Annotated in this window: 29 protein-coding genes; 13 read left to right on the plus strand and 16 right to left on the minus strand. The window is 70.5% G+C overall.

Going from position 1 to position 25,245, the window contains the following annotated elements; genetic code table 11:
* Nucleotides 1-83 precede the first annotated feature (83 nt).
* On the plus strand, nt 84-1,352 hold the full coding sequence (tyrS, locus tag ACWFR3_RS35295) for a tyrosine--tRNA ligase (protein ID WP_453738780.1): 1,269 nt from the start codon (nt 84-86) through the stop codon (nt 1,350-1,352).
* 66 nt (nt 1,353-1,418) lie between these two features.
* Here tyrS and ACWFR3_RS35300 read toward each other — a convergent pair whose 3' ends face one another.
* The gene (locus ACWFR3_RS35300; protein ID WP_383280725.1) at nt 1,419-1,697 is read right to left on the minus strand and encodes a GlsB/YeaQ/YmgE family stress response membrane protein; all 279 of its coding nucleotides are present in this window, start codon (nt 1,695-1,697) and stop codon (nt 1,419-1,421) included.
* A gap of 215 nt (nt 1,698-1,912) precedes the next feature.
* Between ACWFR3_RS35300 and ACWFR3_RS35305 the strand changes: the two genes are divergently transcribed.
* Complete coding sequence (locus ACWFR3_RS35305) at nt 1,913-2,302, plus strand: DUF3099 domain-containing protein (RefSeq protein ID WP_453738781.1); 390 nt, start codon at nt 1,913-1,915, stop codon at nt 2,300-2,302.
* A gap of 189 nt (nt 2,303-2,491) precedes the next feature.
* Nucleotides 2,492-2,719, plus strand: coding sequence for a hypothetical protein (locus ACWFR3_RS35310; RefSeq protein WP_365853339.1), 228 nt, complete (start codon nt 2,492-2,494; stop codon nt 2,717-2,719).
* Between the two features lie 43 nt (nt 2,720-2,762).
* Here the strand turns inward: ACWFR3_RS35310 and moaA are convergent, their stop codons facing one another.
* From moaA to ACWFR3_RS35325, 3 genes are all read right to left on the minus strand, one after another.
* Nucleotides 2,763-3,770 (minus strand): GTP 3',8-cyclase MoaA, encoded by a 1,008-nt coding sequence (gene moaA, locus ACWFR3_RS35315; protein ID WP_453738782.1) that lies wholly within the window; start codon nt 3,768-3,770, stop codon nt 2,763-2,765.
* A 179-nt stretch (nt 3,771-3,949) separates the two neighbouring features.
* On the minus strand, nt 3,950-5,584 hold the full coding sequence (locus ACWFR3_RS35320; protein WP_453738783.1) for a solute symporter family protein: 1,635 nt from the start codon (nt 5,582-5,584) through the stop codon (nt 3,950-3,952).
* Complete coding sequence (locus ACWFR3_RS35325) at nt 5,581-5,949, minus strand: DUF485 domain-containing protein (protein ID WP_453738784.1); 369 nt, start codon at nt 5,947-5,949, stop codon at nt 5,581-5,583. The genes ACWFR3_RS35320 and ACWFR3_RS35325 overlap by 4 nt, the downstream gene beginning before the upstream one ends.
* A gap of 325 nt (nt 5,950-6,274) precedes the next feature.
* Between ACWFR3_RS35325 and ACWFR3_RS35330 the strand changes: the two genes are divergently transcribed.
* The 4 genes from ACWFR3_RS35330 to ACWFR3_RS35345 all read left to right on the plus strand — a co-directional run bounded on the left by ACWFR3_RS35330 (nt 6,275) and on the right by ACWFR3_RS35345 (nt 11,182).
* A complete protein-coding gene (locus tag ACWFR3_RS35330; RefSeq protein WP_453738785.1) occupies nt 6,275-7,807 on the plus strand; it encodes a S8 family peptidase in 1,533 nt (510 codons plus the stop codon).
* A gap of 14 nt (nt 7,808-7,821) precedes the next feature.
* Entirely contained in the window at nt 7,822-9,408 is a 1,587-nt protein-coding gene (locus ACWFR3_RS35335; RefSeq protein ID WP_453738786.1) for a S8 family peptidase, read from the plus strand.
* Between the two features lie 69 nt (nt 9,409-9,477).
* Nucleotides 9,478-10,044, plus strand: a complete 567-nt coding sequence (locus tag ACWFR3_RS35340; protein ID WP_453738787.1) for a hypothetical protein — start codon at nt 9,478-9,480, stop codon at nt 10,042-10,044.
* A 169-nt stretch (nt 10,045-10,213) separates the two neighbouring features.
* The gene (locus tag ACWFR3_RS35345) at nt 10,214-11,182 is read left to right on the plus strand and encodes a CopD family protein (protein WP_453738823.1); all 969 of its coding nucleotides are present in this window, start codon (nt 10,214-10,216) and stop codon (nt 11,180-11,182) included.
* Here ACWFR3_RS35345 and ACWFR3_RS35350 read toward each other — a convergent pair.
* The 7 genes from ACWFR3_RS35350 to ACWFR3_RS35380 all read right to left on the minus strand — a co-directional run bounded on the left by ACWFR3_RS35350 (nt 11,151) and on the right by ACWFR3_RS35380 (nt 18,037).
* Nucleotides 11,151-11,843 (minus strand): lysoplasmalogenase, encoded by a 693-nt coding sequence (locus ACWFR3_RS35350; RefSeq protein WP_453738788.1) that lies wholly within the window; start codon nt 11,841-11,843, stop codon nt 11,151-11,153. The two genes, ACWFR3_RS35345 and ACWFR3_RS35350, sit on opposite strands and share 32 nt — an antisense overlap.
* Before the next feature lie 59 nt (nt 11,844-11,902).
* The gene (locus ACWFR3_RS35355) at nt 11,903-12,787 is read right to left on the minus strand and encodes a sterol desaturase family protein (RefSeq protein WP_453738789.1); all 885 of its coding nucleotides are present in this window, start codon (nt 12,785-12,787) and stop codon (nt 11,903-11,905) included.
* Between the two features lie 161 nt (nt 12,788-12,948).
* Nucleotides 12,949-13,665 (minus strand): VIT1/CCC1 transporter family protein, encoded by a 717-nt coding sequence (locus ACWFR3_RS35360; RefSeq protein WP_453738790.1) that lies wholly within the window; start codon nt 13,663-13,665, stop codon nt 12,949-12,951.
* A gap of 101 nt (nt 13,666-13,766) precedes the next feature.
* Nucleotides 13,767-15,029: an amidohydrolase family protein gene (locus tag ACWFR3_RS35365; RefSeq protein WP_453738791.1), complete on the minus strand. Its 1,263-nt coding sequence runs from the start codon at nt 15,027-15,029 to the stop codon at nt 13,767-13,769.
* Nucleotides 15,026-16,327 (minus strand): amidohydrolase family protein, encoded by a 1,302-nt coding sequence (locus ACWFR3_RS35370; protein WP_453738792.1) that lies wholly within the window; start codon nt 16,325-16,327, stop codon nt 15,026-15,028. Before ACWFR3_RS35370 ends, ACWFR3_RS35365 begins: the two co-directional genes overlap by 4 nt.
* 26 nt (nt 16,328-16,353) lie before the next feature.
* A complete protein-coding gene (locus ACWFR3_RS35375) occupies nt 16,354-17,238 on the minus strand; it encodes an SDR family NAD(P)-dependent oxidoreductase (RefSeq protein WP_453738793.1) in 885 nt (294 codons plus the stop codon).
* A gap of 1 nt (nt 17,239) precedes the next feature.
* Entirely contained in the window at nt 17,240-18,037 is a 798-nt protein-coding gene (locus ACWFR3_RS35380) for an acetoacetate decarboxylase family protein (protein WP_453738794.1), read from the minus strand.
* A gap of 71 nt (nt 18,038-18,108) precedes the next feature.
* On the opposite strand from ACWFR3_RS35380, the gene ACWFR3_RS35385 reads away from it, so the two are divergent.
* The 5 genes from ACWFR3_RS35385 (at nt 18,109) to ACWFR3_RS35405 (ending at nt 21,902) form a co-directional block, all read left to right on the plus strand.
* Nucleotides 18,109-18,822 (plus strand): TetR/AcrR family transcriptional regulator, encoded by a 714-nt coding sequence (locus ACWFR3_RS35385; protein ID WP_453738795.1) that lies wholly within the window; start codon nt 18,109-18,111, stop codon nt 18,820-18,822.
* Between the two features lie 31 nt (nt 18,823-18,853).
* Complete coding sequence (locus tag ACWFR3_RS35390) at nt 18,854-19,861, plus strand: DEDDh family exonuclease (RefSeq protein WP_453738796.1); 1,008 nt, start codon at nt 18,854-18,856, stop codon at nt 19,859-19,861.
* A gap of 89 nt (nt 19,862-19,950) precedes the next feature.
* Nucleotides 19,951-20,184, plus strand: coding sequence for a hypothetical protein (locus ACWFR3_RS35395; RefSeq protein WP_365853305.1), 234 nt, complete (start codon nt 19,951-19,953; stop codon nt 20,182-20,184).
* A gap of 106 nt (nt 20,185-20,290) precedes the next feature.
* Nucleotides 20,291-21,082 carry an SURF1 family cytochrome oxidase biogenesis protein gene (locus tag ACWFR3_RS35400; RefSeq protein ID WP_453738824.1) on the plus strand — a complete coding sequence of 264 codons (792 nt, stop codon included), beginning with the start codon at nt 20,291-20,293 and terminating at the stop codon, nt 21,080-21,082.
* Nucleotides 21,083-21,146: 64 nt separating this feature from the next.
* Nucleotides 21,147-21,902, plus strand: coding sequence for an SDR family oxidoreductase (locus tag ACWFR3_RS35405; RefSeq protein ID WP_453738797.1), 756 nt, complete (start codon nt 21,147-21,149; stop codon nt 21,900-21,902).
* 93 nt (nt 21,903-21,995) lie between these two features.
* Here ACWFR3_RS35405 and amaP read toward each other — a convergent pair whose 3' ends face one another.
* The 5 genes from amaP to ACWFR3_RS35430 form a co-directional block, all read right to left on the minus strand.
* Nucleotides 21,996-22,574, minus strand: coding sequence for an alkaline shock response membrane anchor protein AmaP (gene amaP / locus ACWFR3_RS35410; RefSeq protein WP_453738798.1), 579 nt, complete (start codon nt 22,572-22,574; stop codon nt 21,996-21,998).
* Between the two features lie 5 nt (nt 22,575-22,579).
* Nucleotides 22,580-23,266, minus strand: a complete 687-nt coding sequence (locus ACWFR3_RS35415) for a DUF6286 domain-containing protein (RefSeq protein WP_453738799.1) — start codon at nt 23,264-23,266, stop codon at nt 22,580-22,582.
* A complete protein-coding gene (locus tag ACWFR3_RS35420) occupies nt 23,263-23,607 on the minus strand; it encodes a hypothetical protein (RefSeq protein WP_453738800.1) in 345 nt (114 codons plus the stop codon). The genes ACWFR3_RS35415 and ACWFR3_RS35420 overlap by 4 nt, the downstream gene beginning before the upstream one ends.
* Nucleotides 23,608-23,610: 3 nt before the next feature.
* On the minus strand, nt 23,611-23,799 hold the full coding sequence (locus ACWFR3_RS35425) for a hypothetical protein (protein WP_249590721.1): 189 nt from the start codon (nt 23,797-23,799) through the stop codon (nt 23,611-23,613).
* A 90-nt stretch (nt 23,800-23,889) separates the two neighbouring features.
* Nucleotides 23,890-24,387 (minus strand): Asp23/Gls24 family envelope stress response protein, encoded by a 498-nt coding sequence (locus ACWFR3_RS35430; RefSeq protein ID WP_453738801.1) that lies wholly within the window; start codon nt 24,385-24,387, stop codon nt 23,890-23,892.
* Between the two features lie 93 nt (nt 24,388-24,480).
* Here ACWFR3_RS35430 and ACWFR3_RS35435 point away from each other — a divergent pair, with 93 nt between their 5' ends.
* Nucleotides 24,481-25,224: a nucleopolyhedrovirus P10 family protein gene (locus tag ACWFR3_RS35435; protein WP_453738802.1), complete on the plus strand. Its 744-nt coding sequence runs from the start codon at nt 24,481-24,483 to the stop codon at nt 25,222-25,224.
* Nucleotides 25,225-25,245 lie beyond the last annotated feature (21 nt).

Below are 25,245 nucleotides of genomic sequence, written 5' to 3' on the forward strand. Positions count from 1 at the left end.
TTCTCATCCCACTGGCGGGGGCGGCCGGTATCCGGCCGCACCGGCCAGAGACCTTTCAAGAACTTCCGAGGAGACACAAGACCGTGACGGACATCGTCGACGAGCTGAAGTGGCGGGGTCTTTTCTCCCTGTCCACTGACGAAGATGCACTGCGCAAGGCGCTCGCGGACGGTCCCGTCACGTTCTATTGCGGCTTCGACCCCACCGCGGCAAGCCTGCACGTCGGGCACCTGGTGCAGGTCCTCACGGTCCGCCGCCTCCAGCACGCCGGTCACCGTCCGCTCGCTCTCGTGGGCGGCGCCACGGGCCAGATCGGTGACCCGCGGCCGACCGCCGAGCGCACCCTGAACGACCCGGAGACGGTCGCGAACTGGGTGGCCCGGCTGCGCTCGCAGATCGAGCCGTTCCTGTCCTTCGAGGGCGAGAACGCCGCGCTGATGGTCAACAACCTGGACTGGACCGCGGGGATGTCCGCGATCGAGTTCCTGCGGGACATCGGCAAGCACTTCCGTGTGAACAAGATGCTGACCAAGGACTCCGTGGCCCGCCGCCTGGAGTCCCGGGAAGGCATCTCGTACACGGAGTTCAGCTACCAGCTCCTCCAGGGCATGGACTTCCTGGAGCTCTACCGGCGCTACGGCTGCACGCTGCAGACCGGCGGCAGCGACCAGTGGGGCAACCTCACGGCGGGCATCGACCTGATCCACCGCCTGGAGCCGGACGCCACGGTGCACGCCGTCGGCACGCCGCTGATGGTCAAGGCCGACGGCACCAAGTTCGGCAAGTCCGAGAGCGGCGCCGTCTGGCTCGACCCGGAGATGACCACGCCGTACGCGTTCTACCAGTTCTGGCTGAACGTGGACGACCGCGACGTCTCGACGTACTCGCGCATCCTCAGCTTCAAGTCCCGCGAGGAGCTCGAAGAGCTCGAGAAGCTCACCGATGAGCGTCCGCAGGCCCGTGCGGCCCAGCGCGCGCTCGCCGAGGAGCTGACGACGCTGGTGCACGGCGCCGACCAGTGCGCCGCGGTCATCGCCGCGTCCAAGGCGCTGTTCGGCCAGGGCGAGCTCGGCGACCTCGACGAGGCGACGCTGAGCGCGGCCCTCTCCGAGCTGCCGCGGGTGCAGGTCGGCGAGCTCGGTCCGGTGGTGGACCTCCTCGCGGAGGTCGGCCTGGTGGCGAGCAAGTCCGCGGCCCGGCGCACGGTCAAGGAGGGCGGTGCCTACGTGAACAACGCGAAGGTCGCCTCCGAGGACGCCGTGCCGTCCCGCGACGAGCTCCTGCACGGGCGCTGGCTTGTGCTGCGCCGGGGCAAGAAGAACCTGGGGGCGGTCGAGGTCACCGCGGGCTGACAAGCCACGCGCGAAGGGGGCCGGTCCGTACGGACCGGCCCCCTTCGCATGCCGCGTAGCCGCAGGTCAGGCCCGCTGCTGTTTGTTGCCTCGGATCATCTTGTACAGCATGTCTCCGACGCCCACGACGACGAGAGCCGCCACGAGTTGCAGGGCGTGCCGACCCCAGTCGATGCCCTTGGTGTCAGCGATGCCGAACCCAGAGGCAAGCGAGTTGCCGATGATCGCGCCGATGATGCCGAAGATCGTGGTCAGCCAGAGCGGACTGTGCTGCTTTCCGGGCAGGATCGCCTTGGCGATCAAGCCCAGCACGAATCCGACGACGATGGCCCACAACCAGCTCATAGCTGCCTCCTCATCCGGCTCAACATGAGCATTACGGTCAGTGTCGACCGATCCTCCATACGGCGCATGTCGGGCGCCCCCATACGTGGCCCGGCGCAGGCAGGACACCGAGAAGGGACCTGCCCCGGTCTCGAAGGCTGCGCAGCCCCGGCGTAACGTGGAGCAGGTCCGGGCCGGGGAGCGTCCGGCTTCTTGTGAGCAGGCGGTGGAATGTGATGCGGAAGCAGAGCGGCGCCCAGGTTTTCCGGATCACAGGGGCCCGGCAGGGTCTCGCGGACGATGTGCGCGGCAGGCAACGCCGGTACGTGATCTCGATGTCGATCCGTACTCTTTCGGTCATCGCCGCGGCGGTGCTGTGGAACGTCGAGCGGCATGTCGCCCTCGTCGCTCTGGTGCTCGGCATCCTCCTGCCGTACATCTCCGTCGTGATCGCCAACGCGGGCCGGGAGAGCGTCCCCTCGTTGCCGTCGACCTTCGTACCGGCACCATCCCGGCCAATTCTTCCGCCGCCGCCGGCGCGCGACGAGTCCGCGGAACCCGTCCCGGAAGGCGGCAGCGGCCCCGCACCGGGCGGTCCCAACACTCCGTACGGCCATCAGAACTGACCGTCGACGTTGCGCCAAGCTCAAGAAAAGCTCAGATCAATCATGTAGTTCCGGTGCCGGGTACCGGGTCCCCCATGACATACTTCGTACGCGCTCCGCATCCCCCGTCGGAGCGACAGACCGACGCCGGGCAGCTCCCCCCGTGGCTGCTCGGCGTCGCCTTGTTTTGAACGCATTTGGACGTTACCTGTGAGCGACGAAACACCGATCTGTTCCGCCAAGGGCTGCCGCGCCGCCGCCGTGTGGGTGCTCGCGTGGAACAACCCGAAGATCCACACTCCGGAGCGCCGCAAGACGTGGCTCGCATGTGAGGAACACCGCGAGCACCTCTCCCAATTCCTGGGCGTGCGCAGCATGTTGAAGGACGTCGTGCCGCTGGCGGAGTGGGAAGCCCGGAGCGAGTCCTCCGACTCCTAGCCGGTCCCCGACTCACTCCTGGCCCCCTGTCAGGCCCCGGCTTCTAGCCGCCGATCGCCGACATCGGGCGGTCGGGCTGCAGGAACGTCGGGTCGTCGAGGCCCGAGCCCGCCTTCTTGCCCCACATCGCGAGCTTCCATATGCGTGCGATCGCCTCGTCCGAGCCGTCCTGGCTGTCTTCGCCGTTGGCCCGCAGGGCCCCGCGCAGGTCCGTCTCCTCGGTGGCGAACAGGCAGGTGCGGACCTGGCCGTCGGCCGTGAGCCGGGTGCGATCGCAGGCCGAGCAGAAGGGGCGGGTCACGGAGGCGATGACGCCGACGCGATGCGGTCCGCCGTCCACGAGCCAGCGCTCGGCCGGTGCGGAGCCGCGCTCGCCGGAGCCCTCTTCGGTGAGCTCGAAGCGCGTACGCAGCGACTGCAGGATGTCACCGGCGGTGATCATTCCGTCGCGCTTCCAGCCGTGCTGGGCGTCCAGCGGCATCTGCTCGATGAATCGCAGTTCGTAGTCGTTCTCGACGGCCCAGGCGAGCAGGTCGGGGGCCTCGTCGTCGTTCAGGCCGGGCATCAGGACCGTATTCACCTTGACCGGGGTCAGGCCGGCGTCACGGGCGGCTTCGAGGCCCTCCAGGACGTCCTTGTGGCGGTCGCGGCGGGTGAGGGTCTTGAAGACGTCGGGGCGCAGCGTGTCCAGGGAGACGTTCACCCGGTCCAGGCCCGCGGCCTTGAGGGCCTTCGCGGTGCGCTTGAGGCCGATGCCGTTCGTCGTCAGGGACATCTTGGGGCGCGGCTCCAGCTGGGCGCAGCGCTCGACGATGCCGACGAGGCCGGGGCGCAGCAGGGGCTCGCCGCCGGTGAAGCGGACCTCGGTGATGCCGAGCTGCGTCACGGCGATGCGCACGAGGCGGACGATTTCGTCGTCACTGAGGAGCTCCGACTTGGACAGCCACTGCAGGCCTTCTTCGGGCATGCAGTACGTGCAGCGCAGGTTGCATTTGTCCGTCAGCGAAACCCGCAGATCGGTGGCCACTCGGCCGTAGGTGTCGATGAGCACGTGGGCCCCCTCCCTGATCCTGTGCAGCCGGTTCGGTTCAGATACCACGAGCCTACGTGACGGGACCGACAGCGTCGGGGGCCCGATCCCACGAGGAGCGGCACGGCCGCGTCGTAGAGATCTACCAATGATCTACGACGCGGCCGCTGACCTGCGCGTTTCAGAGGGACGAAGAGACCTCAGTGGGCTCCGGTACCGGTGAGGGACCGAACCTCCAGTTCCGCGTACTTGCCCTTGTCGGCCTCCTCCTTCGAGAGCATCGTGCCGATCCAGCCGAGCAGGAAGCCCAGCGGGATGGAGATGAGGCCCGGGTTCTCCAGCGGGAAGAAGTCGAAGTTCGCGTCGGGGAACATCGAGGTGGGCTTGCCCGAGACGACCGGCGAGAACAGCACGAGGCCGACCGCGGCCACGAGTCCGCCGTAGATCGACCAGAGCGCTCCCTGCGTGGTGAACCGCTTCCAGAAGAGGCTGTAGAGGATCGTCGGCAGGTTCGCCGAGGCCGCGACGGCGAAGGCGAGTGCGACCAGGCCCGCCACGTTGAGATCACGGGCCAGGGCACCGAGGGCGATGGAGACGATGCCGATGAAGACGGTCGACCAGCGGGCGGCCTTCATCTCCTCCTTCTCGGTGGCCTTGCCCTTGCGGATGACGTTGGCGTAGATGTCGTGCGCGAACGAGGACGACGAGGCCAGGGTGAGCCCCGCGACGACCGCGAGGATCGTGGCGAAGGCGACCGCGGAGATCACGGCGAGCAGGATCGCGCCGCCGGTGGAGTCGCCACCGCCGCCGATCTCCAGGGCGGCGAGGGGCGCCGCGGTGTTGCCCGCCTTGTTCGAGGCGATGATGTCGCCGGGCTTGAGCAGGGCGGCGGCGCCGAAGCCGAGGACGATCGTCATCAGGTAGAAGGCGCCGATGATGCCGATCGCCCAGTTCACGGACTTACGCGCGGCCTTGGCGGTCGGCACCGTGTAGAAGCGGATCAGGATGTGCGGCAGTCCCGCGGTGCCGAGCACCAGGGCGATGCCGAGGGAGAGGAAGTCCAGCTTCGAGGTGCCGCTCGCGCCGTACTTGAGGCCGGGCTCCAGGAAGGCCGAGCCCTTGCCGCTGTTGGAGGCTGCGGTGCCGAGCAGGTCGGAGACGTTGAAGTTGAACTTCAGCAGGATCAGGAAGGTGATCAGGACGGTGCCCGCGATGAGCAGCACGGCCTTGACCATCTGCACCCACGTGGTGCCCTTCATGCCGCCGATGGTGACGTAGACGATCATCAGGACGCCGACGAGGGCGACGATGAGGATCTTGCCCGCGTCGCTGGTGATGCCGAGCAGCAGCGAGACCAGGACGCCGGCGCCCGCCATCTGCGCGAGCAGGTAGAAGATCGAGACGACGATCGTGGAGGTGCCCGCGGCGGTGCGCACCGGACGCTGGCGCATGCGATAGGCCAGCACGTCGCCCATCGTGTAGCGGCCGGAGTTGCGCAGCGGCTCGGCGACCAGGAGGAGCGCCACCAGCCAGGCGACCAGGAACCCGATGGAGTACAGGAAGCCGTCGTACCCGAAGAGCGCGATGGCGCCCGCGATGCCGAGGAAGGACGCGGCGGACATGTAGTCGCCGGAGATCGCCAGGCCGTTCTGGAAGCCGGTGAACTGGCGGCCGCCCGCGTAGAAGTCGGCGGCGCTCTTGGTCTGGCGCCCCGCCCAGACGGTGATGCAGAGGGTCGCGACGACGAAGGCCGCGAAGAGGCTGATGATCAGCGTCCGGTGCTCGGAGGCGTCGGACGCCGCCGCCAGGACAGTGGTGTTCAGCGCGGGGCTCATGCGCCGGCCTCCATACGGGACTTGATCGCCTCGGCCTTGGGGTCGAGCTTGGCTGCGGCGTGGCGCGAGTAGAACCAGGCGATGAGGAACGTGGTCAGGAACTGCGCGAGGCCCAGGACCAGGGCGACGTTGATGTTGCCGAACAGCTTGGTGCCCATGAAGTCGCCCGCGTAGTTCGACAGCAGGACGTACGCGAGGTACCAGACGATGAAGGCGACGGTCAGCGGGAAGGCGAAGGAGCGGTGCGCCTTGCGGAGTTCACCGAACTCGGGGCTCGCTTGCTCCTCGAGGAATTCTGCCGTGGTCGGCGCGTACGGAACGGGGGCTTCTCCGTCCTTGGACGGTGGGGATGCTTCGGGGGCCACGGAGTCTCCTCGTGGTGCGGGTGCGGTGGGGACGGACAGCTGATCCATTGACTCTCTCTGATCCGGCAGTGATGCGGATCACGTAAGCCACGGATGGCGATGCTAAGGCCACGGGACGTGATCCGACAGGGGTCGATGTTGGTTCCGTTACCTGTTCAACGTCTCGGCGGCACGCCCGGCGCGGTGCTACGGACCGATTTCTTCCGGAATCCATTGCTGGCCTGGGAGTTCGGGGGATAACTTCACCCTGCACGACCCGTCATGTACCTGCCCGATCACGAGATGTGTTCGGGCAGTTCACGTATCCGGATGATGTGGAGATCCCATGGCTCATCTGCGTTCCAGACGTCGCATCGCGCTCAGCGTGCCCCTCGGTATCGCGCTCGCGGCGTCGGTCGGCTTCGCTCCGGGCGTCGCGACCGCGGCCCCCGACGCTCCCGCCACCGCGTCGGCGAAGGCCGAGGCCCCCAAGCTGGCGTACGTCGTCAACACCCGCACAGACTCCAAGACCATCGCGTACGTCAAGAAGGCGATCGCCAGGGCGGACGGCACCGTCGTCGTCGCGTACCCGAAGATCGGCGTCATCGTCGCGCACTCGGCCAACCCCGACTTCGGCAAGCAGCTGCGCAAGGTCAAGGGGGTCCAGTCCGCGGGCGCGACCCGCACCTCGCCCCTGACGGCCGCGGGCACCACGGAGGAGGGCGCACCGACCCTCCTGTCGAAGTCCGAGGCCAAGGCACTGAAGGCGAAGGCGGGTGCGGCCGCCGAGCCGCTCGAGGCCGACCAGTGGGATCTGCGCGCGATAGGCGCCGACAAGGCGGCGAAGATAAACCCGGGCAGCAAGAAGGTCACCGTCGGCGTCATCGATACCGGAGTCGACGACACCCACGCCGACCTCGCGCCCAACTTCTCGGCCTCGCAGTCGGCGAGCTGTGTCGGCGGCAAGGCGGACACCTCGCCCGGCGCCTGGCGCCCGGAGAAGCCGGACCACTACCACGGCACGCACGTGGCCGGCGAGATAGCCGCCGCCCGCAACGACGTGGGCGTCGCGGGTGTCGCGCCCGGCGTGAAGGTCGCGGGCATCAAGGTGGCCGACCCGGTCAGCGAGCTGTTCTACCCGGAGAGCGTCGTCTGCGCCTTCGTGTTCGCGGCCGACAAGGGCATCGAGGTCACGAACAACAGCTACTACGTGGACCCGTGGCTCTACAACTGCATGGACGACCCCGACCAGCGGGCCATCGTCGACGCGGTCAACCGGGCCCAGCTGTACGCCCAGAAGAAGGGCACCCTGAACCTCGCGTCCGCGGGCAACTCCAACCACGACCTCGCCGCCGACGAGATCCTGGACGACTCCAGCCCGGACGACTCGACGCCGGTGCCCCGCACCATCGACCCGTCCGAGTGCTTCGACATCCCGACGCAGCTGCCGGGCGTGGTCACGGTCAGCGCGACGGGCGTGCAGAACCTCAAGTCGTACTACTCGACGTACGGCCAGGGCGTCATCGACGTCGCGGCGCCGGGCGGCGACGCCCGCCAGATCCCGGCCGACACCCCGTCGAAGAACGGCCGCATCCTCTCCACGATGCCGGGCAACCAGTACGGCTGGCTGCAGGGCACCTCGATGGCGTCCCCGCACGCCGCGGGCGTGGCGGCGCTCCTGAAGTCGACGCACCCCAAGGCGAGCCCCGCCGAGATCCAGCGGCTTCTCAAGAAGCAGGCCGACAACCCGGGCTGCCCGACGACTCCGTACGACCCGGACGGTGACGGCAAGGTCGACGCCGTCTGCGAGGGCGGCAAGAACAAGAACGGCTTCTACGGCAGCGGGATCGTCGACGCGCTCGACGCCGTGAAGAAGTGAGGGGCACGCGCACCATGACCGCACCTTTCACGCGCTCCCGGCGCGTGCTCGCACTCCCGCTCGGCATGGCGGTGGCCTCGGCCGTCGCCTTCCTGCCGGGCACGGCGTCGGCTCAGCCCGATGCCGCGTCACGGCCGGGCGGCCCCGTGCCGTCCGTCGTGTCGGCACTCGGCGCGTCCCTCACGGACGGCACGTCGATGAGCTACGTCGTCAACGTCCGCGCCGGGCACGGCGGTTCGCCGTCCGCCAAGACGTCGGCGTACGTGAAGAAGGCCATCGCCAAGGCGGGCGGCAAGGTCGTCATCGCGTACGACAGGATCGGCGTGATCGTCGTCCACTCGTCGAACGCGGGGTTCGCCAAGGAGATCCGCAAGGCGAAGGGCGTCGCGTCGGCGGGGGCCACCCGCACGGCGCCGCTGTCCGCGCAGTCCGACGACGCGCTCGAGGCCGACCGGCCGCTGAGCGCGGCCGAGGCAGAGAAGGCCGCAGGACAGGCCGGGGCGGGCCAGGACGAGCTGGAGCCGCTCCAGTGGGACCTGCCCGCCATCAAGGCGGACAAGGCCCACAAGGAGTCGCTTGGCAGCTCGAAGGTCACCGTCGGGGTCCTGGACTCCGGGGTGGACGACACGCACCCGGACATCGCGCCGAACTTCGACGCGAAGGCGTCCGCGAGCTGCCTGGGCGGCGTGCCCGTGCAGAAGGGCGACGCGTGGCGTCCGGTGGCCGGCGAGAGCGACCACGGCATGCACGTGGCGGGCACGATCGCCGCCGCGAAGAACGGCACCGGCGTCACCGGTGTCGCTCCGGGCGTGAAGGTGGCGAGCCTGAAGGTGGCCGAGCCGGCGACCGGCATGTACTACACGGAGGCCGTCGTCTGCGGCTTCATGTGGGCGGCCGAGCACGGCGTCGACGTCACCAACTCCAGCTATTACACCGACCCGTGGCTCTTCAACTGCAAGACGGACGCCGACCAGAAGGCCCTGGTCGACGCCGTCGGGCGGGCCACCCGGTACGCGGAGCGCAAGGGCGCGGTGAACGTCGCGGCGGCCGGTAACGCCGAGACGGACCTCGCGCAGGACGAGATCGTGGACGACTCGAGCCCGGACGACACGACGCCCACGGAACGGACGATAAAGACCGCGGACTGCTTCGACCTTCCGTCGCAGCTTCCGGGAGTCGTGACCGTCTCGGCCACGGGCGCGAAGGGCATCAAGTCCTCGTACTCGAACTACGGCAAGGGCGTCGTCGACATCGCGGCGCCGGGCGGCGACTCGACGAAGTACCAGACGCCGGACGCACCGGCCACGGACGGCCGCATCCTGTCGACCCTCCCGGGCGGCAAGTTCGGCTACAAGGCGGGTACGTCGATGGCGTCCCCGCACGCCGCGGGTGTCGCCGCGCTCATCAAGTCGGCTCACCCGCACGCGTCTTCGGCCAAGGTGAAGGCGCTGCTCTACGGCGAGGCCGACGCCATGAAGTGCACCGATCCGTACGACATCGACGGTGACGGCAAGGTCGACGCGGTCTGCGCGGGCGGCAAGAACAGGAACGGCTTCTACGGCGTGGGCATGATCGACGCGCTTGACGCCGTGCGGAAGTAACCCTCCTGCGTGAGGAGTCGGGCCGGGCGGTCGCGGACCGCCCGGCCCTTCGCGAGAGGATCTCGTTCCATGTATGAGTACAAGGACTCCGGGTTCGTCCGCGCCGACACGGAACACTGGGTGGCGGGGCGCCTTCGGCCGCGGTGGGAAGTGGTGCTCGGTTTTGTCGGCATGATCCTTTACGTGCCGTTCTGGATCGCGCTCGCGGCGGTGGTGATAGCCGGGGTCATCGTGGCGTTGCTCCTCGGGGAGATCGTCGGGTCGGTCAGCGACTCGGGCGAGAAGAAGCTGGACGGCATGGCGGACAGCATGCTGGAGCGTCTGAGGATGCCGCGCTGGTGCGTGACCTGGCCCGAGCTGCTCCACGAAGGGGACACGGCGTACTACCGCGCACGGGTCGACAAGGTCGTGGGCCGGTGGACGGCTCGCGCGTCCGCCCCCGGTAAGCCGAAGAATCCGGCCCCTGTCGCTTGCGAGATCACGTGGCGCAACTACCGCGGTGTGGGCGGCCATTACGTCGTCGAGACCGCGACCGCCCAGGGGTGGGAGCTGCGGCCGTCCGATCCGCGGGAGTCGGTCAGGCTGTGGTGGTCGGCGGCCACGCGGGGCGAGGCGGACGCGACCACGGCGCAGTAAGTGGCCTGGCGGGTGGAATGGGAATACGCCAGTTGTTTGCCAGGACTTGCCCGTTTAGGGGGTGCCTGGTGAAGATCTTGTAGTGAGCTCCATACAACCGTCCGCCGACCCCGGCGGCGAAGCCTCGGCCGACGCGACAGCCGCCACGCCCCGTGCCGCGCACCGCGCCTTGCGCCGCCCCTCGACGGGCAACGCCGTCGCCGTGCTGATCCTGGTGGCCGTCGCCGCCGCCGTCCCGCTGCTCGGCCCTTCCGCGGCCCTGAACGGCACCGGCGAGGCCGAGGCGCCCGGTACGGCCGGGATCACTTTCCTGCGGACGGTCATGTTCGCCGCGCTGTGCGTGCAGTTGGGCGAGGTGTACGCGATACGCCTGGCCCGCCGGGTGCCGGGGGCGCCGCTGGAGCGGGAGCCGCGGAGCTGGGCGGCGTACGCGGCGGGCGCGGGCCTCGTCGCCGCGCTCGGCCTCGCCTCGGTGGTGGCCACCGGCAACCTGGTGCCGCATCAGCTCTCCGACATGGACATCGGCGGCCTCTACGCCTCGCGGGACGGCAGGCTGGCGCTCCTGGAGGTCAACGCCTTCATCGCGGCGCTGCTGTGCGCCCGCTCCCGGCGCCCGTCCACCGCCGCGCTTCCGCTGGCCGCGGTGATCGTGGCGGAGGCGTTGCGGGCCCACCCGCCGGCCGAGGACACCCCGCTCATCGGCACCGGTCTGACGCTGGTGCATCTGACCTGCGGGGTGCTGTGGGCGGGCGGCCTGCTTCAGGTGCTGCGCATGCTGCGCCTGTGGCGGCCCTCCGCTCCGGAGGCGGGCGCGGCGGTACTGGGGCTCTACGCGCGCGTGGCGGCCGTTCTGCTCGCCGCCATCACCGTGACGGGGGTGTGCAGCACCCTGCGGCGGATGCCTGCGGGCACGGTCCTGGATCAGCTGACGGACACGGCCTACGGGCGCACGCTGCTGGCCAAGGTGCTCCTCGTGGTGGCCGTGGCCGTCCTCGCGCTGCTCGCGCGACTGCGGCTGAGCAGGGCAGCCGATCCGACCTCCGCCTACTCCCCCGCCCGTTGGGAGGTCATCGCCCTCGGGGCCGTCGTGGCGGTGTCGGCGCTGCTCACGGCGTTGCCGCTGCCGATTCGCTGGTGAGGCGTGCGGGCTGCCGGGACCACGCCGCCAGTACGCCGCAGGCCAGCAGGAATTGAGCGGCGATGTAGGTGAGCATGATCCAGAAGTCGGGACGGGGTGCCTGCGGCCACTCGGCGATGCCGGTCGCGATGAGGGTGTCCGACAGGAGGAACAGCGCGCCGCCCGCCGCCGCGGTGAGGCCCAGCCTCGTGGCCCCGAACGCCATCGCGGTGAGCAGGAGGCTGTAGCCCGCCACCGGGCCGCGCATGTCCGCGGGGAGGTCCGGCCAGAGGAGTACGACCGTGCAGATCAGCGCGGTGGCGTACGCGGCCACCAGCCACCCTCCTCCCCGCGCGGGTGCTGTGCCGTGGCGCTTGAACAGGGTGAGGTAGCAGACGTGGCCCGCCGCGAAGGAGCCCATTCCGGCGAGGAACGCGGGGTCGGCGTCGAGCAGGAGGAGGGTGTCGCCTCCCCAGCCGAAGAGGAGCGCGGCGGTCAGGAGGCGCGGGCCTTTGACTGCTACTACGTAGGCCGCCAGGAGCGGCATGAGCAGGGGCTTGAAGAGGGTGTGGGCCGCGTCTGAGCCTGCCAGGAGTGCGGTCAGGTCGCCCAGCGCGGCGAGGCTGAATGCCACGAGGAGCAGCTTGGCCTTGGTGGACGCTGCTTCTTCGGTGCCCGGCATCGAGGGTTGTGCCCACCCGTTCCGCCCTGCGGAACGCCTGCCCACAACGGGACCGGGGCTCACGCCGCGGTCTCCGTCACCGGCTCCGTTGTTGGCTTGGGGGCCTCGAGGGGCTGTGGTTGCCAGCCCGGACCGCGGAACAGCCTTCCGCCCCGTTCGCGCCAGCTCGTCGCCCGCCTGAGGTCCTTTGCTATCGCCGCGTACTCGTGTGTGGCCACCCGCAGCGGGTTGTACGTGGCGATGTTCTTCGTCAGGCCGTAGACCGGGCGGTCCGTCTCCGCCACCCAGGAGCCGAACATACGGTCCCAGATGATCAGGATGCCGCCGAAGTTGCGGTCCAGGTAGCCGCCCTGCGACGCGTGATGGACGCGGTGGTGGGAGGGAGTGTTGAAGACGAACTCGAAGGGGCGCGGCAGCTTGTCGATGCGTTCGGTGTGGATCCAGAACTGGTAGACGAGGTTCGCCGACGAGCAGAACGCGAGCGCCGCAGGATGCACGCCGAGGGCGATCAGCGGGACGTAGAACGGCCAGACGGTCAGGCTCGTCCAGGGCTGGCGCAGCGCCGTCGTGAGGTTGAACTTGCGGCTGGAGTGGTGCACGACGTGGCAGGCCCACAGGATGCGGATGACGTGGTGTCCGCGGTGCGACCAGTAGTAGAAGAAGTCCTGCGCGAGCAGCATCAGCGGGATCGTCCACCACAGGACGGGGATGTGCAGCGGCGTCAGCGCGTACACCGCCGTGTAGATCGCGACGATGGGGATCTTCCACAGGAGGTCGAATACGAGGCTGCCGAGCCCCATGGTGATGGAGGTGGCGGCGTCCTTCGTCTCGTACCCGGCCTCGTCCTCGTCGGGATGGATCCGCACGCTCACGATCTCCACGACGGTGAGCAGCACGAAGGCAGGTATGGACCACAGCACGACATCGGGCAGGTTCGGCGGCATGCGTGCACCGTAAGGGCCCGTTGTCGGCCGCCGCTAGACGTAGTTACCGACAAGTATTACCAGCGGTAAAGAAGTGGATGTTGGCAGTCCCCGCCAAAAGCGGGCGCTTAAACACAGGCGGTTACTCGGTAAAACCCGGTCGCTCGGACACCCACGGTCACTCAGACACCGACCGCCCCGAGCAACGCGCCCGCCCCGTACGTCACCGCCATCGCGAGCGCCCCTCCCCCCATGTTGCGCAGCACGGCGGGCCGCACCTTCGCGGAGCCGAGCCGCGCGCTGCTCCACCCCGTGAGGGCGAGCGCGGCAAGGACCGAGACGACGGTGACCGCCAGGCGCCAGTCGGCGGGCGGCAGGACGATCGCAAGGAGCGGAAGCAGCGCGCCCACCGTGAAGGCCACGAAGCTGGCCCAGGCGGCATGCCAGGGGTTGGTGAGTTCGTCGGGGTCGATACCGAGCTCCACGCGCGCGTGCGCCCGCAGCGCGTCCCGCTCGGTGAGCTGCTCGGCCGCCTCCCTCGCCACCTCGCGGCTCAGCCCCCGGTCCGCGAGCAGATCCGTCAGCTCGGTCAGTTCGGCCTCGGGCTGCTCCCGCAGCTCGCGCTTCTCCAGGGCGAGGGCCGCCTTCTCGGAGTCGCGCTGGGTGGACACGGAGACGTACTCGCCCGCCGCCATCGACATCGACCCGGCGAGCAGCCCCGCGAGACCAGCCGTGAGCAGCGCGCTGCGATCGCCCGTGGCGCCCGCGACACCGACGACGATTCCCGCCGTGGAGACGATGCCGTCGTTGGCCCCGAGCACCGCCGCGCGCAGCCAGTTGAGGCGGGAGGCCAGAGCGCCGCCATGTGGTTCGTCGTGTCCAGCTGCCTGATCGCTCACCCGGGGAGGGTCTCACCCCCGGGTGAGCGAGTCCGGCAGGGGCACGCCGTCACCGCGTCCGGCGGAGGCACGCCCTCACCGGCTCCCGCCGAGGCACGCCGTCACCAGACGCGCGCCGATCCTCCCGAGGCGAACACCGGGCTCGTCGCGCCTGCCGGTGTCTCCTTGAGGGGTTCCTCCAGCTCCCGGACCGTCGGCCCCACGCGCGCGGCGACCTCCCCGAGCCGCTCCAGGTCGAAGCCGTAGACGCGGGCCGCGTTGCCGCCGACCATCGCCGCGATCTCGTCCTTCGGCATGCCCGCGTAGGCGATGCGGAGTCCCTCGCGCGAGAAGGGGTGCGTGCCTTCGTCGTGCGGGTAGTCGCTGCCCCACATGATCTTGTCGATGCCGATCCGGTCCCTCATCTGCGCCTCGTGCGGACGCATGAAGCTCGCGCCGACGAAGCAGTTGTCGCGCCAGACCTCGGACGGCCCCTTGCCCATCGCGTCGGCGAGCCCCGCACCGAACTTCGACTCCGCCGTACCGCCGGCGCCCGCCTTGGAGGCCGCCGCGACAAGACGCCCGTGGTAGTAGTCCAGCATGTCGAGCACGCCCGGGATCCAGCCCGAGCCCTGCTCCGTGAGCACGAGCCGCAGCTCCGGGTGGCGTCGGAAGGCGCCGCCGAACACCAGGTGCCACAGCGCCCGGTGCGAGAACCACGTCGTCTCCACCATGAAGACGGCCCGCGCGGCCGGTTCCTCGCCGAGGGGCGGCGAGGCCGACCCCGCATGGTGGTTGACCGGCACGCCGCGCTCGGCACAGGCCGCCCAGATCGGGTCGTACGTGACCGAGTAGAGCTCCGCGAGTCCGCTGCCCGGCGGCGTGCCGGGCAGCAGAAGGCCGCCGTTCAGGCCCGCGTCGGCGGCCCAGTGGATCTCCTTGACGGCCTCGTCCACGTCGTTCAGGAGGATCTGGAAGACACCCGCCCTGCGCCCCGGGGCCGCCGCGCAGAAGTCGGCGAGCCAGCGGTTGTGGGCGCGCAGGCCCGCCCAGCGCTGCTCGAACTCAGCGCGCGTGGGCGCCGGTGCCATCAGGGAGGCGCTCGGGAAGAAGGGCGGGATGGTGTTCGGGAAGACGACCTCGCCGACGATGCCGTCCTGTTCGAGCTCGGCCACGCGGCGGTCCGAGTTCCAGTTGCGGTCGGCGGTGTCGGCGAGCAGGTCCTCGTACGGATTGACGTACGTGGCGGCCCACGCGTCGAACGCGTCGTGGTGGCCCGACGCCAAGTAGGGCTTGTAGTCCAGGAGATCGGCGCCCGCGTGGCAGTCGGCGGAGATGACGGTGTAGCGCTCCTCGGGCCCGCCTTCGGTCCTGTTCTCGCTCATGTCTGTGCCCCCAGTACCGGGAAGTCGTGGTCGGTCAGCCAGTGGCGTCCGACGTCGCGCGAGCGCGCCCAGGACGCCTCGACCGCCGACTGGTCGTCCTGCTGACCCAGTTCGGCGGGCGTCGGGCCGATCCGGCGGGCCAGCGGCGCCAGCTTCTCGGTGTCGAAACCGAAGACCTCGGCGGCCGCCAGACCCAGCATCCGGCGGGTCTCCCCCACCGGGATGTCGTGGAAGGTCTTCTTCAGCCACGTGCGCGTGTCGGGCCAGGTGCCTTCGGGGTGCGGGAAGTCGCTGCCCCAGAGGATGTTGTCGACGCCGATCTCGTAGCGCTGGGCGAGTTCGCGGCGCTTGGTATTGGTGGCGCAGATGAAGAGCTGTCGGTCCAGGTACTCGTGCGGGGGCCGCTTGAGCTCCGCGAACGGGGAGAGCTTCTTGCCGCCGTGCGCGCCCAGGTAGAGGCGGTCCATGAACCACAGGAGGTTCGGCAGCCACCAGCAGCCGGATTCCGCGACGCCGAACTTCAGCCCCGGATGGCGTTCGAAGACACCGGACCAGAGCATGAACCACAGCGGCCTCGCGGGCCACCAGGTCACTTCGGAGACGTAGATCCCCAGGTGGTCCCCGTACTCGTGGCGGGGCGCCGCCCCGGAGTGGGTCACCATCGGCATCGCACACTCGGCGGCCGCCGCCCACACGGGGTCGTAACGCCGGTCGTGGTAGGGGGCCTTGTCGACCCACATGGAAGGGATCATCAGCGCGCCGAGCCCGGACTCCTTGGCCCGGTGGATCTCGGCGACGACACGGTCGACCTCCCCGGTGACCGGCAACAGGGCGACACCGCAGTGCCGTTCGGGATGCTCGGAGACGAACTCGGCGAGCCAGCGGTTGTGCGCCTGCGCGCCCGCCATGCCGAGCTCCGGATCCTGGTCCCCGGAGAGGCCGAGGCCCACCCCGAAGGGCGCCGCCGTCTGGCTGTCGACGGCGTCCGCGTCGGGGAAGACGACCTCGGCGGCCACCCCGTCGCCGTCGAGCTCCTTGAGGCGCTGGGCGGTGTCCCAGCCGCCGCGCAGGCCCTCTTCGTTGTCCTCGAACCACTTGGCGGCGAACGCGTCGTTACGGATGCCGAGCCGCGTCGCCTCCTCGCGCCGGGCGCCGCGCTCCCCCAGGAACTGGTCGAAGTCCCGGTGGAACCGGCTGTCGAGATAGGGCCGGTACTCCTCGGTGGGCAGCCCGGCGTGGCAGTCGGAGGAGATGATCAGGTACGGGTCGTTCTGCTGATCGTTCTGCTGAGTCGTCATGGGCACGCCCCTCAGTCGGTCCTCAGTCAGTCCAGGATGAAGTTCTCGAGGTACGCCGGGTCGGCGCGGTCCAGCATCGACTGCGACCTGGCCTTGATCTGCCGGTCGCTGTGCTCGCTCCGCGGAAGCAGCCAGAAACGCCCGGCCGCGATCCCCTCCGCCACGAAGTCCGCGACCTCCTCGACCGGCGTGAACGCCACCTCCTTGCCCGCGTCCTTCATCGCGGACTCCCACTGGTCGAGGCTGCGGTAAGGCGTCTTGCGCGGGCGGGACTTGGCATAGCGGTCGGGGCGGTTGCGGTGCGACTCCCACAGCCCTGTACGCAGCATGTGCGGCCCCGGGAAGAGCACGGAGGCACCCACGCGCGCGTGCTCCGCCTTCAGATGCGCGTACAGGGACTCCGTCATCGTCACGACGGCCGCCTTGGTGACCGCGTACACGGACGCCGTCGGCAGCGGTGCGATGCCGCCGTCACCGGAGGACGTGTTGACGACGTGGCCGGGCTCGCCGCCCGCGATCATCCGGGGCACGAAGGCCTGGATGCCGTGGAAGACACCCCACACGTTGACCTCGAACGCCCACTTCCAGTCGTTCGGCTCGTGCTCCCACATGCGGCCCTCGGCGCCCGAGCCGACACCCGCGTTGTTGCACAGCACATGGACGGCGCCGAACTTCTCGTACGCCGCGTCCGCGAGGGCGAAGACCTGCTCGCGCGAGCCGACGTCGACCACGCGCGCGTGCACGCTCGCCCCGTCCTCGCGAAGACCGGCCGCCGCCTTCTCCAGGGCGCCCTCTTCGACGTCCGCGAGGACCACCTTCAGGCCGCCCGCCGCGAACCGCCGCGCCATGGCGAGACCGATGCCGCTCGCCGCACCCGTGACGACGGCGACTTGCCCTTGACGCAACTCCATGTCAGACGCTCCCCTCGGGCGGGCCGTCGAGGATCTGCTGCGGGTCGTCGTAGCGCTGGTGGATGTACGGAAGCAGCGCCTGCGCGCTGACCCGCTCGGCCACCCGGCCCTGCTGGTCGGTGGTCTTCTCACCGATGGTGATCTCGACGACCGCGCGTACGGGGAGGTCGGCGACCGGGTCGTACATCGACTCGCGCAGCACGACGTCCCCGGTGATGCCCTCCAGCTTGCGCGCCTTCTCGTTGCGCACGCAGTGCACGAGCACCGGATCCGCGTCGAAGCCCGAACCGTCCACCGCGGGCAGGAACTTGAAGTAGAAGTCCGTCTTCTGCACCGGATCGGGAATCGGCAGGGTGCCGCTGACCGCGCCGCGCACCTCCACGAAGGCGATGCCGTGCCGCGCCAGCGAGGCGCGGATGACCAGGCCGTCGCGCTCCACCTCGACCTCGCCCAGCTTCTTCGGCTCCCCGAAGACCTCACGCCCGCCGATCAGCGCCCGCTCGTGGGTCATCGGCATGACAAGGGGATACCAGCCCTCCACCCCCTCGTGCGCGGCGGCGACGGCCACCGAGCCCGCGCCGAGCGGATAGCCGGGCAGGTCGACCTTGCTGATGTTGGCCCGCACCAGGGGGCGCTGCCCGGGCTTCAGCGGGGGCGGCAGGACGGCCGCCACCGCGTCCGGATCGCTCTCCCAGACGGCCACCACACCGGTGGACCAGATGTCGGGCAGCTTCGAACTCGCGGTGCGCGCCGCGGCGATCTCCGCCTCGGTGCGCGCTCCGTAACGTACGCGTGCCATGTCGTACCACCCTTCGTCAGGACTACAAGAGGTCTTGCGGGCGGTTCTGTAACACAGTTACAACAGGAGGCGTGAAGAGTGAAGAGACGCGTACGCATCCGGACCGGGAACGCGGGCATCTCGACCGGGAACAGGTACTCGCCGCCGCCACGGCGCTCGTGAAACAGCACGGCCCTGCGGCCCTGACGATGCGCAGGCTCGCCGCCGAACTCGGCACCGCCGTCACCTCGATCTACTGGCACGTCGGCAACCGCGAGTCACTCCTTGACGCCCTCGTCGAGCGCACCCTCGCCGACCTCGGCGCCATCCGGCCCACCGGCCGCACCCCCGACCGGCGCATCGTCTCCGTGGCCCGCGCCCTGCGCCGGCAGCTGCGCGGCCACCCGCACCTCGTCGCGATGGTGCACGAACGCGGCCTCACCGAGCGGATGTTCCTGCCCGCCCAGCAGGTCCTGGTCCACGAAGTGCACGCGGCGGGCCTGCGCGGCACCCGCGCCGCCGACGCCGTACGCGCCGTGCAGGTCCACGTCGTCGGCCACGTCCTGGTCGAGCGGTACCGCGAACGCGCGCCCGTGCAGCGGCCCGGCGAGGAAGAGCTGTGGGGCGCGCGGACGGCCGAAGAGGACCCGGCACTGGCCCGCGCGCTCGCCCGGCCCGCCGACCCCGAGGCGCTGTTCACCCTGTCGGTGAACGCACTGGTGTCCGGACTTCTCGGCCCCGGAGCCACCCCTGCCGGCGACGGAACCGGCCACGCGACCGACCCGCGCACCGGACCGGGGAGCTGACTGTCAGTCGCGGCCCGTATCCTCATGGACCATGCTCGAAGACCAGACGACCGCAGCGTCCGCAGCCACCTGGCCGGCCGCGTACCCAACGGGGTACGCGGTCGTCGACGTCGAGACCACAGGCCTCGCCCGCGACGACCGCATAGTGTCGGCTGCCGTCTACCGCGTGGACGCCCGGGGCGAGGTGGAGGACCACTGGTACACCCTGGTCAACCCTCAGCGCGACCCCGGACCCGTCTGGATCCACGGCCTCACCAGCGACCTCCTCGCGGACGCGCCGCTCTTCAAGGACATCGCCGAGGAGTTCGCCGCGCGTCTGGCCGACCGCGTCCTGGTCGCACACAACGCCGTCTTCGACTGGTCGATGATCGCCAGGGAGTACGCACGCGCGGAGCTCACCGCCCCCGTGCGCCAGCGCCTGTGCACCATCGCCCTCTCCAAGGAACTGCGGCTCCCGCTGCCCAACCACAAGCTGGAGTCGCTCGCCGCGCACTTCGGCGTCGAACAGCGCCAGGCGCACAACGCGCTGGACGACGCGCGCGTGCTCGCCGAGGCGTTCCGGCCCAGCCTCAAGGCCGCGGCCAGCGGCGGGGTGCGGCTGCCGCTCCTGGAGTGCCTGCCGCTCACCGAGTGGTCCGACGGGGCGCCCCGGATCGTCCGCCAGCCGACCGGACCGGGCTCCGCGTCCTCCCCGTACTCCTCGTACGGTCCGGGCAGTTGGCGCCCCTCACGCAAGCGGCCCGCCTGCCCGTACCCCAACCCGGGACGGTACGAACCGGGCAAAGCACTCCAACAGGGCATGCGTGTCGCGTTCTCCGGCGACACCTCCGTCGAGCGCGAGCTCCTGGAGGACCGGGCGGTCGAGGCCGGCCTGCACATCGCCACGAGCGTGTCGCGGCTGACCAGCCTGCTCGTCACGAACGACCCGGATTCGGGCACCTCCAAGACCGTGAAGGCACGCTCCTTCGGCACGCCCGTCATCGACGAGGCCGCGTTCGGCCAGCTCCTCCAGGACGTCGCTCCGGCGGCGGAAGGCTGAGCCGCCCGCGGACGTCAGACGGGTGATTATCGGCCCGGCTTGCGCCTGCTTGCTCGCATGCGGGCGTCTCGCGTCCCACCCTGTGGCGCATGGCACGTTGCGAGGTCTGCGGAAACGACTACGGCATGTCCTTCGAGGTTCATGCCCAAGGGGCAGTGCACGTCTTCGACTGCTTCTCCTGCGCCATTCACCGCATGGCGCCCATCTGTGAGCACTGCCGGTGCCGGATCATCGGCCAGGGCGTGGAGGTGCAGGAGAAGTGGTACTGCGGTGCGCACTGCTCGCGCGCGGAGGGGCAGGTGGGAATCGTCGACAGGGTGTGACCCGGGCGCCGGGCCACGGACTCCCGCCGCCAGGTCACGGACTCCCGCCACCGGCCCGGAGTACCCCACTCCCGTGCACCCCATGGCCGAGTTGTACCGTCATGGGGTGTACCGCTTCCTGTTGACCCGGCAGTGGGTGATCCTTACCCTCATCGGCCTGGTTCTCATCCCCACGATGATCGAGCTGGGCTTCTGGCAGTTGCACCGCCACGAGCACCGCGTCGCCCAGAACGCGGAGATCTCGAAGGCGCTGGACGCGAAGCCGGTCCCGGCCGAGCGGCTGACCTCGCCCGGCCACTCCGTGGCGGACTCCGAGCGCTACCGCAGGGTGAGCGCACACGGCACGTACGACACGAAGGACGAGGTCGTCGTGCGGCGCCGCACGAACTCCGACGAGGAGATCGGCTTCCACGTCCTGACCCCGTTCGTCCTCGACAACGGCAAGGTCCTGCTGGTCAACCGGGGCTGGATCCCGGCGAACGGACCGCAGACCGAGTTCCCGAAGGTCCCCGCGGCGCCCAAGGGAGAGATCACCGTCACCGGCCGCCTGATGGCCGACGAGACGTCCGCGCAGAGCGGCATCAAGAACATCCAGGGGCTGCCGGACCGTCAGATCATGCTGATCAGCAGCGGGCAGCAGGCGCACAGCCTCGGCAAGGAGGTGCTCGGCGGCTATGTCGAGCTGACCTCGCCGGAGCCCCCCGGGGACTCCCCCCAGCTGATCGGCGAGCCCGAGCACGGCGACATCGGCCCGCACATGGCGTACGCCGTCCAGTGGTGGCTGTTCTGCACGGGCGTTCCCATCGGCTGGGTGGTCCTGGTGCGCAGGGAAGTGAAGGACCGCCGCGCGGCCGCCGCGGAGGCGCCCGCTCCGGAGGCCACGCCCGCTTCCGTGTAGCGCCACCGCCGGCCGTCGGGTTCCGCCCTCGCGTTCCGCCCTCGTGAAGCGGCAGGATGGGGCCATGGATCTTGGACTGAAGGACCGCGTCTACGTCATCACCGGAGCCACCCGTGGCCTGGGCAACGCCGCCGCGCGTGCGCTGGTCGCGGACGGCGCGAAGGTACTGATCACCGGCCGGGATGAGAAGACGGTCGCCGAGGCGGCGGGCGAGCTCGGCGACAACGCACGCGGCATCGCGGCGGACAACGCCGATCCGGCCGTCGCCGACCGGCTCATCGCCGCCGCGCGTGAGCATTTCGGCCGCTTCGACGGTGTGCTGATCAGTGTCGGCGGGCCCGCGCCGGGCTTTGTCGCCGACAACACCGACGAGCAGTGGGAGTCGGCCTTCGAGTCGGTCTTCCTCGGGGCGGTCCGCCTCGCCCGCGGCGCGGCGGCGGAACTCGGTGAGGGCGGCGTCATCGGCTTCGTCCTCTCCGCGTCCGTGCACGAGCCGATCCCGGGGCTGACCATCTCCAACGGGCTGCGGCCGGGGCTCGCGGGCTTCGCGAAGTCGCTCTCCGACGAGGTCGGGCCGCGGGGCATCCGCGTCGTCGGGCTGCTTCCGTCCCGTATCGACACGGACCGGGTGCGGCAGCTGGACGGTCTCTCCGCTGACCCCGAGGCGACCCGGGCGGGCCACGAGTCGCGGATTCCGCTGCGGCGGTACGGAACCCCGGAGGAGTTCGGGAAGACCGCGGCGTTCTTCCTCTCGCCCGCGGCGTCCTACCTGACGGGTGTCATGCTGCCGGTGGACGGTGGCGCGCGGCACGGGTTCTGAACCCCGTACGACCTCGCGCGAACTCGCACAAGATGTCCCGGAATACCGGACGGGCTGGATCATCCAGCCCGTCCGGCGTTCGGAGACATGCGGTCAACTGACCCGCTCGGCCCGATGCTTCACGCCCCGCAGCTGTACCACCGCTGGCAGCCGGTCCAGGCCCGCCGAATCCCTCGCGTGCGCCAGCGCCTCGGCGGAGAGCAGATGCAGCGCCTCCCCCGGCGTCGCGTGGGGCTCCAGCTGCAGGGACACCCGCGCCTCCGGGGCGTTGCGGCGGCCCGTCAGCCAGACCGCGGCCCGCTGCACGCCCTCCAGCGACTCCGCCTCCCCCACCAGTACGTTCTCCAGGGCCCGCCCGCGCAGCAGCGCCCCCTCGCCGTCGCCGGTCTCCACGAGCACCTCGGCCAGCCTCCGCCGCCGGAACTGCGCCACCAGCCACCACAGCGCGAGCAGCAGGCACACCGCGAGTACGGCGATCACCGTGGGCCAGAACCAGCCCTCGTCGCGCCACCGGTCCCGGTCCGCGTCGCTCAGCAGGACGTCACGCTTCCCGTCGTGGATCCACCAGGAGGGCGGCGACGCCCCGAGTCCGACTGCGAGCACCGAAGCGCCCCCGAGGACGAGCACCAGGCCGATCAGGCCGAGGACCACACGATTGACCGTCTTCAGCATCGCGCTCAGCCCTTCCTGCCGGGCCGCGCCACCCGCACCGAGAGCGCGGGGCCGCGGCCGAGACCCAGGTCCCTGATGCCGTCGGCCAGCGTGGCGTCCAGATCGCCGCGTACGTCGTCGAGTTCACGGAAGTGCGAGACGGCGTGGACGTCCACCTTGGAGCGCTTCATGCGGACCCGCACCGACTGCACGCCGGACACGTCCATTGCCCGGTCCCGCAGCACCATCGCGGCGGCGCCCCGGTGCAGCCCCGCCCGGACGTCCGGGTCCTCGCGCCGCATGGCGAGCACCGCCCGGAGGCCGGGGGTCGCGGCGAGCACGATCAGCCACAGCCCGGCGGCCACGGCAACCCCGGCGCCGACGAGGACCGCCGTGTCCTTCAGCGGCCGCTCGGCGAGTTCACGGGCGAGGTCGCCCCGCCACGCCATGGCGGAGTGTCCGGCCCGCACCGCCGCGATGTCGTACAGCAAGAGCCCCGCGCCGCCGAGGAGCAGCAGTGCGAGGACGGTGGCGGGCACGCGCCGGGGTGACCAGAAGCGGGTCGCCTTCGTGTCGTCGGCCAGGGTGGGCGGCGGGTCGTACGACGCCGCGGACGCCGACTGGTCCAGTTCGCTCTCGGCACGTTCGACGACGGGCACCGGCTGCGTACCGCCCGCACCGCCCGCCACATGAGACCCCTGAGCCTCGCTCATCGCGTCCTCCCCTGTGCCGCGCCGTGCACGTGTGCCGAGTGCAGCCGCTCGACCCGGACCGCGACCTCGGGCACTTCCATTCCCGCCAACGCCTTTACCCGCTCGGCGACTTGGCGACGCACCGCACCGCACTGCCCGCCGATGTCCGAGGGGTATGCGAGATCGACGCTGACGCGCACGCGGGCGACGTCATGGCGGACGGTGACGTCCGCGTGCGGCGGCGAGCCGTTCGCGGGCACCTCCGTCAGCGCCTCACGTGCCGCCTGCGCCGCGATCTTCGCGACGACCCGGTCGGCGATCCGGGTCGCACCGCGTTCGCCGGGCGCGACCTGTGCCGCCACGGTTCACCGCCGCCGGTCGTCGCCACGGGTACGGAAGAAGTCGCCGAGCTCCAGGTCCCCCTCGAGGAACCGGCCCGCGACAAACCCTATGGCGCCCAATGCGGCCACCAGCAGAAACGCCCCGAACCCGCCGAAGTACCCGGCGAAGCCGAGTGCCATTCCGGCCACCATGCCGATCACGGCCATGCTCATCGTGCGCTCCTAGAGTTTGCGCTCCCGGCGACAGCATTACTGAAAGCGGCCCTATGGGTGAAGACGGCACTGCTACTGAAGGCGGCCCTTCTACTGAAGGCGGCCTTGCGGCTCATCGTCTTCCTCGTCCGGGAGCTTCACGTCGCTCACCGCGATGTTGACCTCGACGACCTCAAGCCCTGTCATGCGCTCGACCGCCGAGATGACGTTCTCCCGGACGGCCCGCGTGACGTCCGCGATGGAGACGCCGTACTCGACGACGATCTCCAGGTCGAGCGCCGTCTGCACCTCGCCGACCTCGGCCTTCACGCCGCGCGAGACGGACTTGGAGCCCGAACCGCCGGGCACCCGGTCGCGCACGGCCCCGAAGGTCCTGGCGAGCCCGCCGCCCATGGCGTGCACGCCGACGACATCGCGGGCCGCGAGCCCGGCGATCTTCTCGACGACACCGTCCGCGATGGTGGTGCGCCCGCGGGTGGCGGGGTCTCCGCCGCCCCTCCTGGTCGAGCCGCTCTTCCCCGTCGCCTCGTCGGGTGACTCCTTCGTGAGGGTCTCCTGAGGCCGGTTCCGCTGTCCGGTGTCGCTCATCGCCGTCTGTCCCTTTCGAAAGGGGATCTGCTCCTTCGCCCACACTAAGTGCGGTTACGTCCTCGCGCGCCAGGGATGCGGCAGGCTGGGGCAATGACCGGTGACGGATGGACCCATGCGGTACGGCGGCAGCTCGGCCTGGGGCGAGTTCTTCCTCTGGGCGGCCCCGGTGACGGCGCCTGGCTGACCGAGGCGTGCGCGGGCGGGGTACTGCGCCATGCGGCGGACCAGGTGAGCGGCGTACGTCTCGGCGACCTGCGCCTCGCACTCGCCGACCCGTCGAAGGCGGACGTCTCCGCCGTACCGGCCCCGCCGAGCGCGCTGCCGCCGGGCCCGCTGCGGATCACGGCGGAGTTCGCGGCCGTGCCGGCCGAGCCGCTTCCCGCGGCGGCGGCCCGGCTGCGTACGGCGCTGTTCGCGGCGGCCGACGAGCGGCTGGGCCTGGTGGTCGAAGAGGTGGACCTCAGCGTGACGACGCTGCTCGACGCGGGGCAGGCCCCCGTCCGCGTACCACTGGACACGACGGACACGGAGACTCCGCCGGACGGGGCGCAGCCGGCCTCCAAGGGCGGGGACGAGGCCCGCGCGGCGAGCACGGCGCTCGCGGTGCCGGGCGTGCGGCGGCTGACCGGCGCCCTGGGCGGGCTCGGCCGCGCCGTGCACATCGACGAGTTGCCGACGACGGACACCGCGCTGCCGCGTCGCCACGCGCGCGTGGAGCTGGCGACGGACCGCGGGCACCGCGCCCTGGACGTGGCACTCGCGGTCCGCACGGCGGTCGGCAAGGCGCTGAAGGACCACCCTTCGGTGGCCGTACTGGTCACCGCGGTGGAGTGAGGACGGGTCACCGCGGTGAGG

The sequence above is a fragment of the Streptomyces sp. NPDC055189 genome (assembly GCF_053606765.1).

What these genes read in the sequence shown, in the direction of transcription:
- ACWFR3_RS35340 (WP_453738787.1), top strand. Translation starts at nt 9,478, where the DNA reads ATGTATGAGTACAAGGACTCCGGGTTCGTCCGCGCCGACACGGAACAC.
- ACWFR3_RS35395 (WP_365853305.1), top strand. Translation starts at nt 19,951, where the DNA reads ATGGCACGTTGCGAGGTCTGCGGAAACGACTACGGCATGTCCTTCGAG.
- ACWFR3_RS35330 (WP_453738785.1), top strand. Translation starts at nt 6,275, where the DNA reads ATGGCTCATCTGCGTTCCAGACGTCGCATCGCGCTCAGCGTGCCCCTC.
- ACWFR3_RS35335 (WP_453738786.1), top strand. Translation starts at nt 7,822, where the DNA reads ATGACCGCACCTTTCACGCGCTCCCGGCGCGTGCTCGCACTCCCGCTC.
- ACWFR3_RS35320 (WP_453738783.1), bottom strand. Translation starts at nt 5,584, where the DNA reads ATGAGCCCCGCGCTGAACACCACTGTCCTGGCGGCGGCGTCCGACGCC.
- ACWFR3_RS35350 (WP_453738788.1), bottom strand. Translation starts at nt 11,843, where the DNA reads ATGCCGGGCACCGAAGAAGCAGCGTCCACCAAGGCCAAGCTGCTCCTC.
- ACWFR3_RS35415 (WP_453738799.1), bottom strand. Translation starts at nt 23,266, where the DNA reads ATGAGCGAGGCTCAGGGGTCTCATGTGGCGGGCGGTGCGGGCGGTACG.
- ACWFR3_RS35370 (WP_453738792.1), bottom strand. Translation starts at nt 16,327, where the DNA reads ATGACGACTCAGCAGAACGATCAGCAGAACGACCCGTACCTGATCATC.
- ACWFR3_RS35365 (WP_453738791.1), bottom strand. Translation starts at nt 15,029, where the DNA reads ATGAGCGAGAACAGGACCGAAGGCGGGCCCGAGGAGCGCTACACCGTC.
- amaP (WP_453738798.1), bottom strand. Translation starts at nt 22,574, where the DNA reads ATGCTGAAGACGGTCAATCGTGTGGTCCTCGGCCTGATCGGCCTGGTG.
- ACWFR3_RS35405 (WP_453738797.1), top strand. Translation starts at nt 21,147, where the DNA reads ATGGATCTTGGACTGAAGGACCGCGTCTACGTCATCACCGGAGCCACC.
- ACWFR3_RS35435 (WP_453738802.1), top strand. Translation starts at nt 24,481, where the DNA reads ATGACCGGTGACGGATGGACCCATGCGGTACGGCGGCAGCTCGGCCTG.
- ACWFR3_RS35390 (WP_453738796.1), top strand. Translation starts at nt 18,854, where the DNA reads ATGCTCGAAGACCAGACGACCGCAGCGTCCGCAGCCACCTGGCCGGCC.
- ACWFR3_RS35430 (WP_453738801.1), bottom strand. Translation starts at nt 24,387, where the DNA reads ATGAGCGACACCGGACAGCGGAACCGGCCTCAGGAGACCCTCACGAAG.
- ACWFR3_RS35380 (WP_453738794.1), bottom strand. Translation starts at nt 18,037, where the DNA reads ATGGCACGCGTACGTTACGGAGCGCGCACCGAGGCGGAGATCGCCGCG.
- ACWFR3_RS35425 (WP_249590721.1), bottom strand. Translation starts at nt 23,799, where the DNA reads ATGAGCATGGCCGTGATCGGCATGGTGGCCGGAATGGCACTCGGCTTC.
- ACWFR3_RS35300 (WP_383280725.1), bottom strand. Translation starts at nt 1,697, where the DNA reads ATGAGCTGGTTGTGGGCCATCGTCGTCGGATTCGTGCTGGGCTTGATC.
- ACWFR3_RS35305 (WP_453738781.1), top strand. Translation starts at nt 1,913, where the DNA reads ATGCGGAAGCAGAGCGGCGCCCAGGTTTTCCGGATCACAGGGGCCCGG.
- ACWFR3_RS35375 (WP_453738793.1), bottom strand. Translation starts at nt 17,238, where the DNA reads ATGGAGTTGCGTCAAGGGCAAGTCGCCGTCGTCACGGGTGCGGCGAGC.
- ACWFR3_RS35355 (WP_453738789.1), bottom strand. Translation starts at nt 12,787, where the DNA reads ATGCCGCCGAACCTGCCCGATGTCGTGCTGTGGTCCATACCTGCCTTC.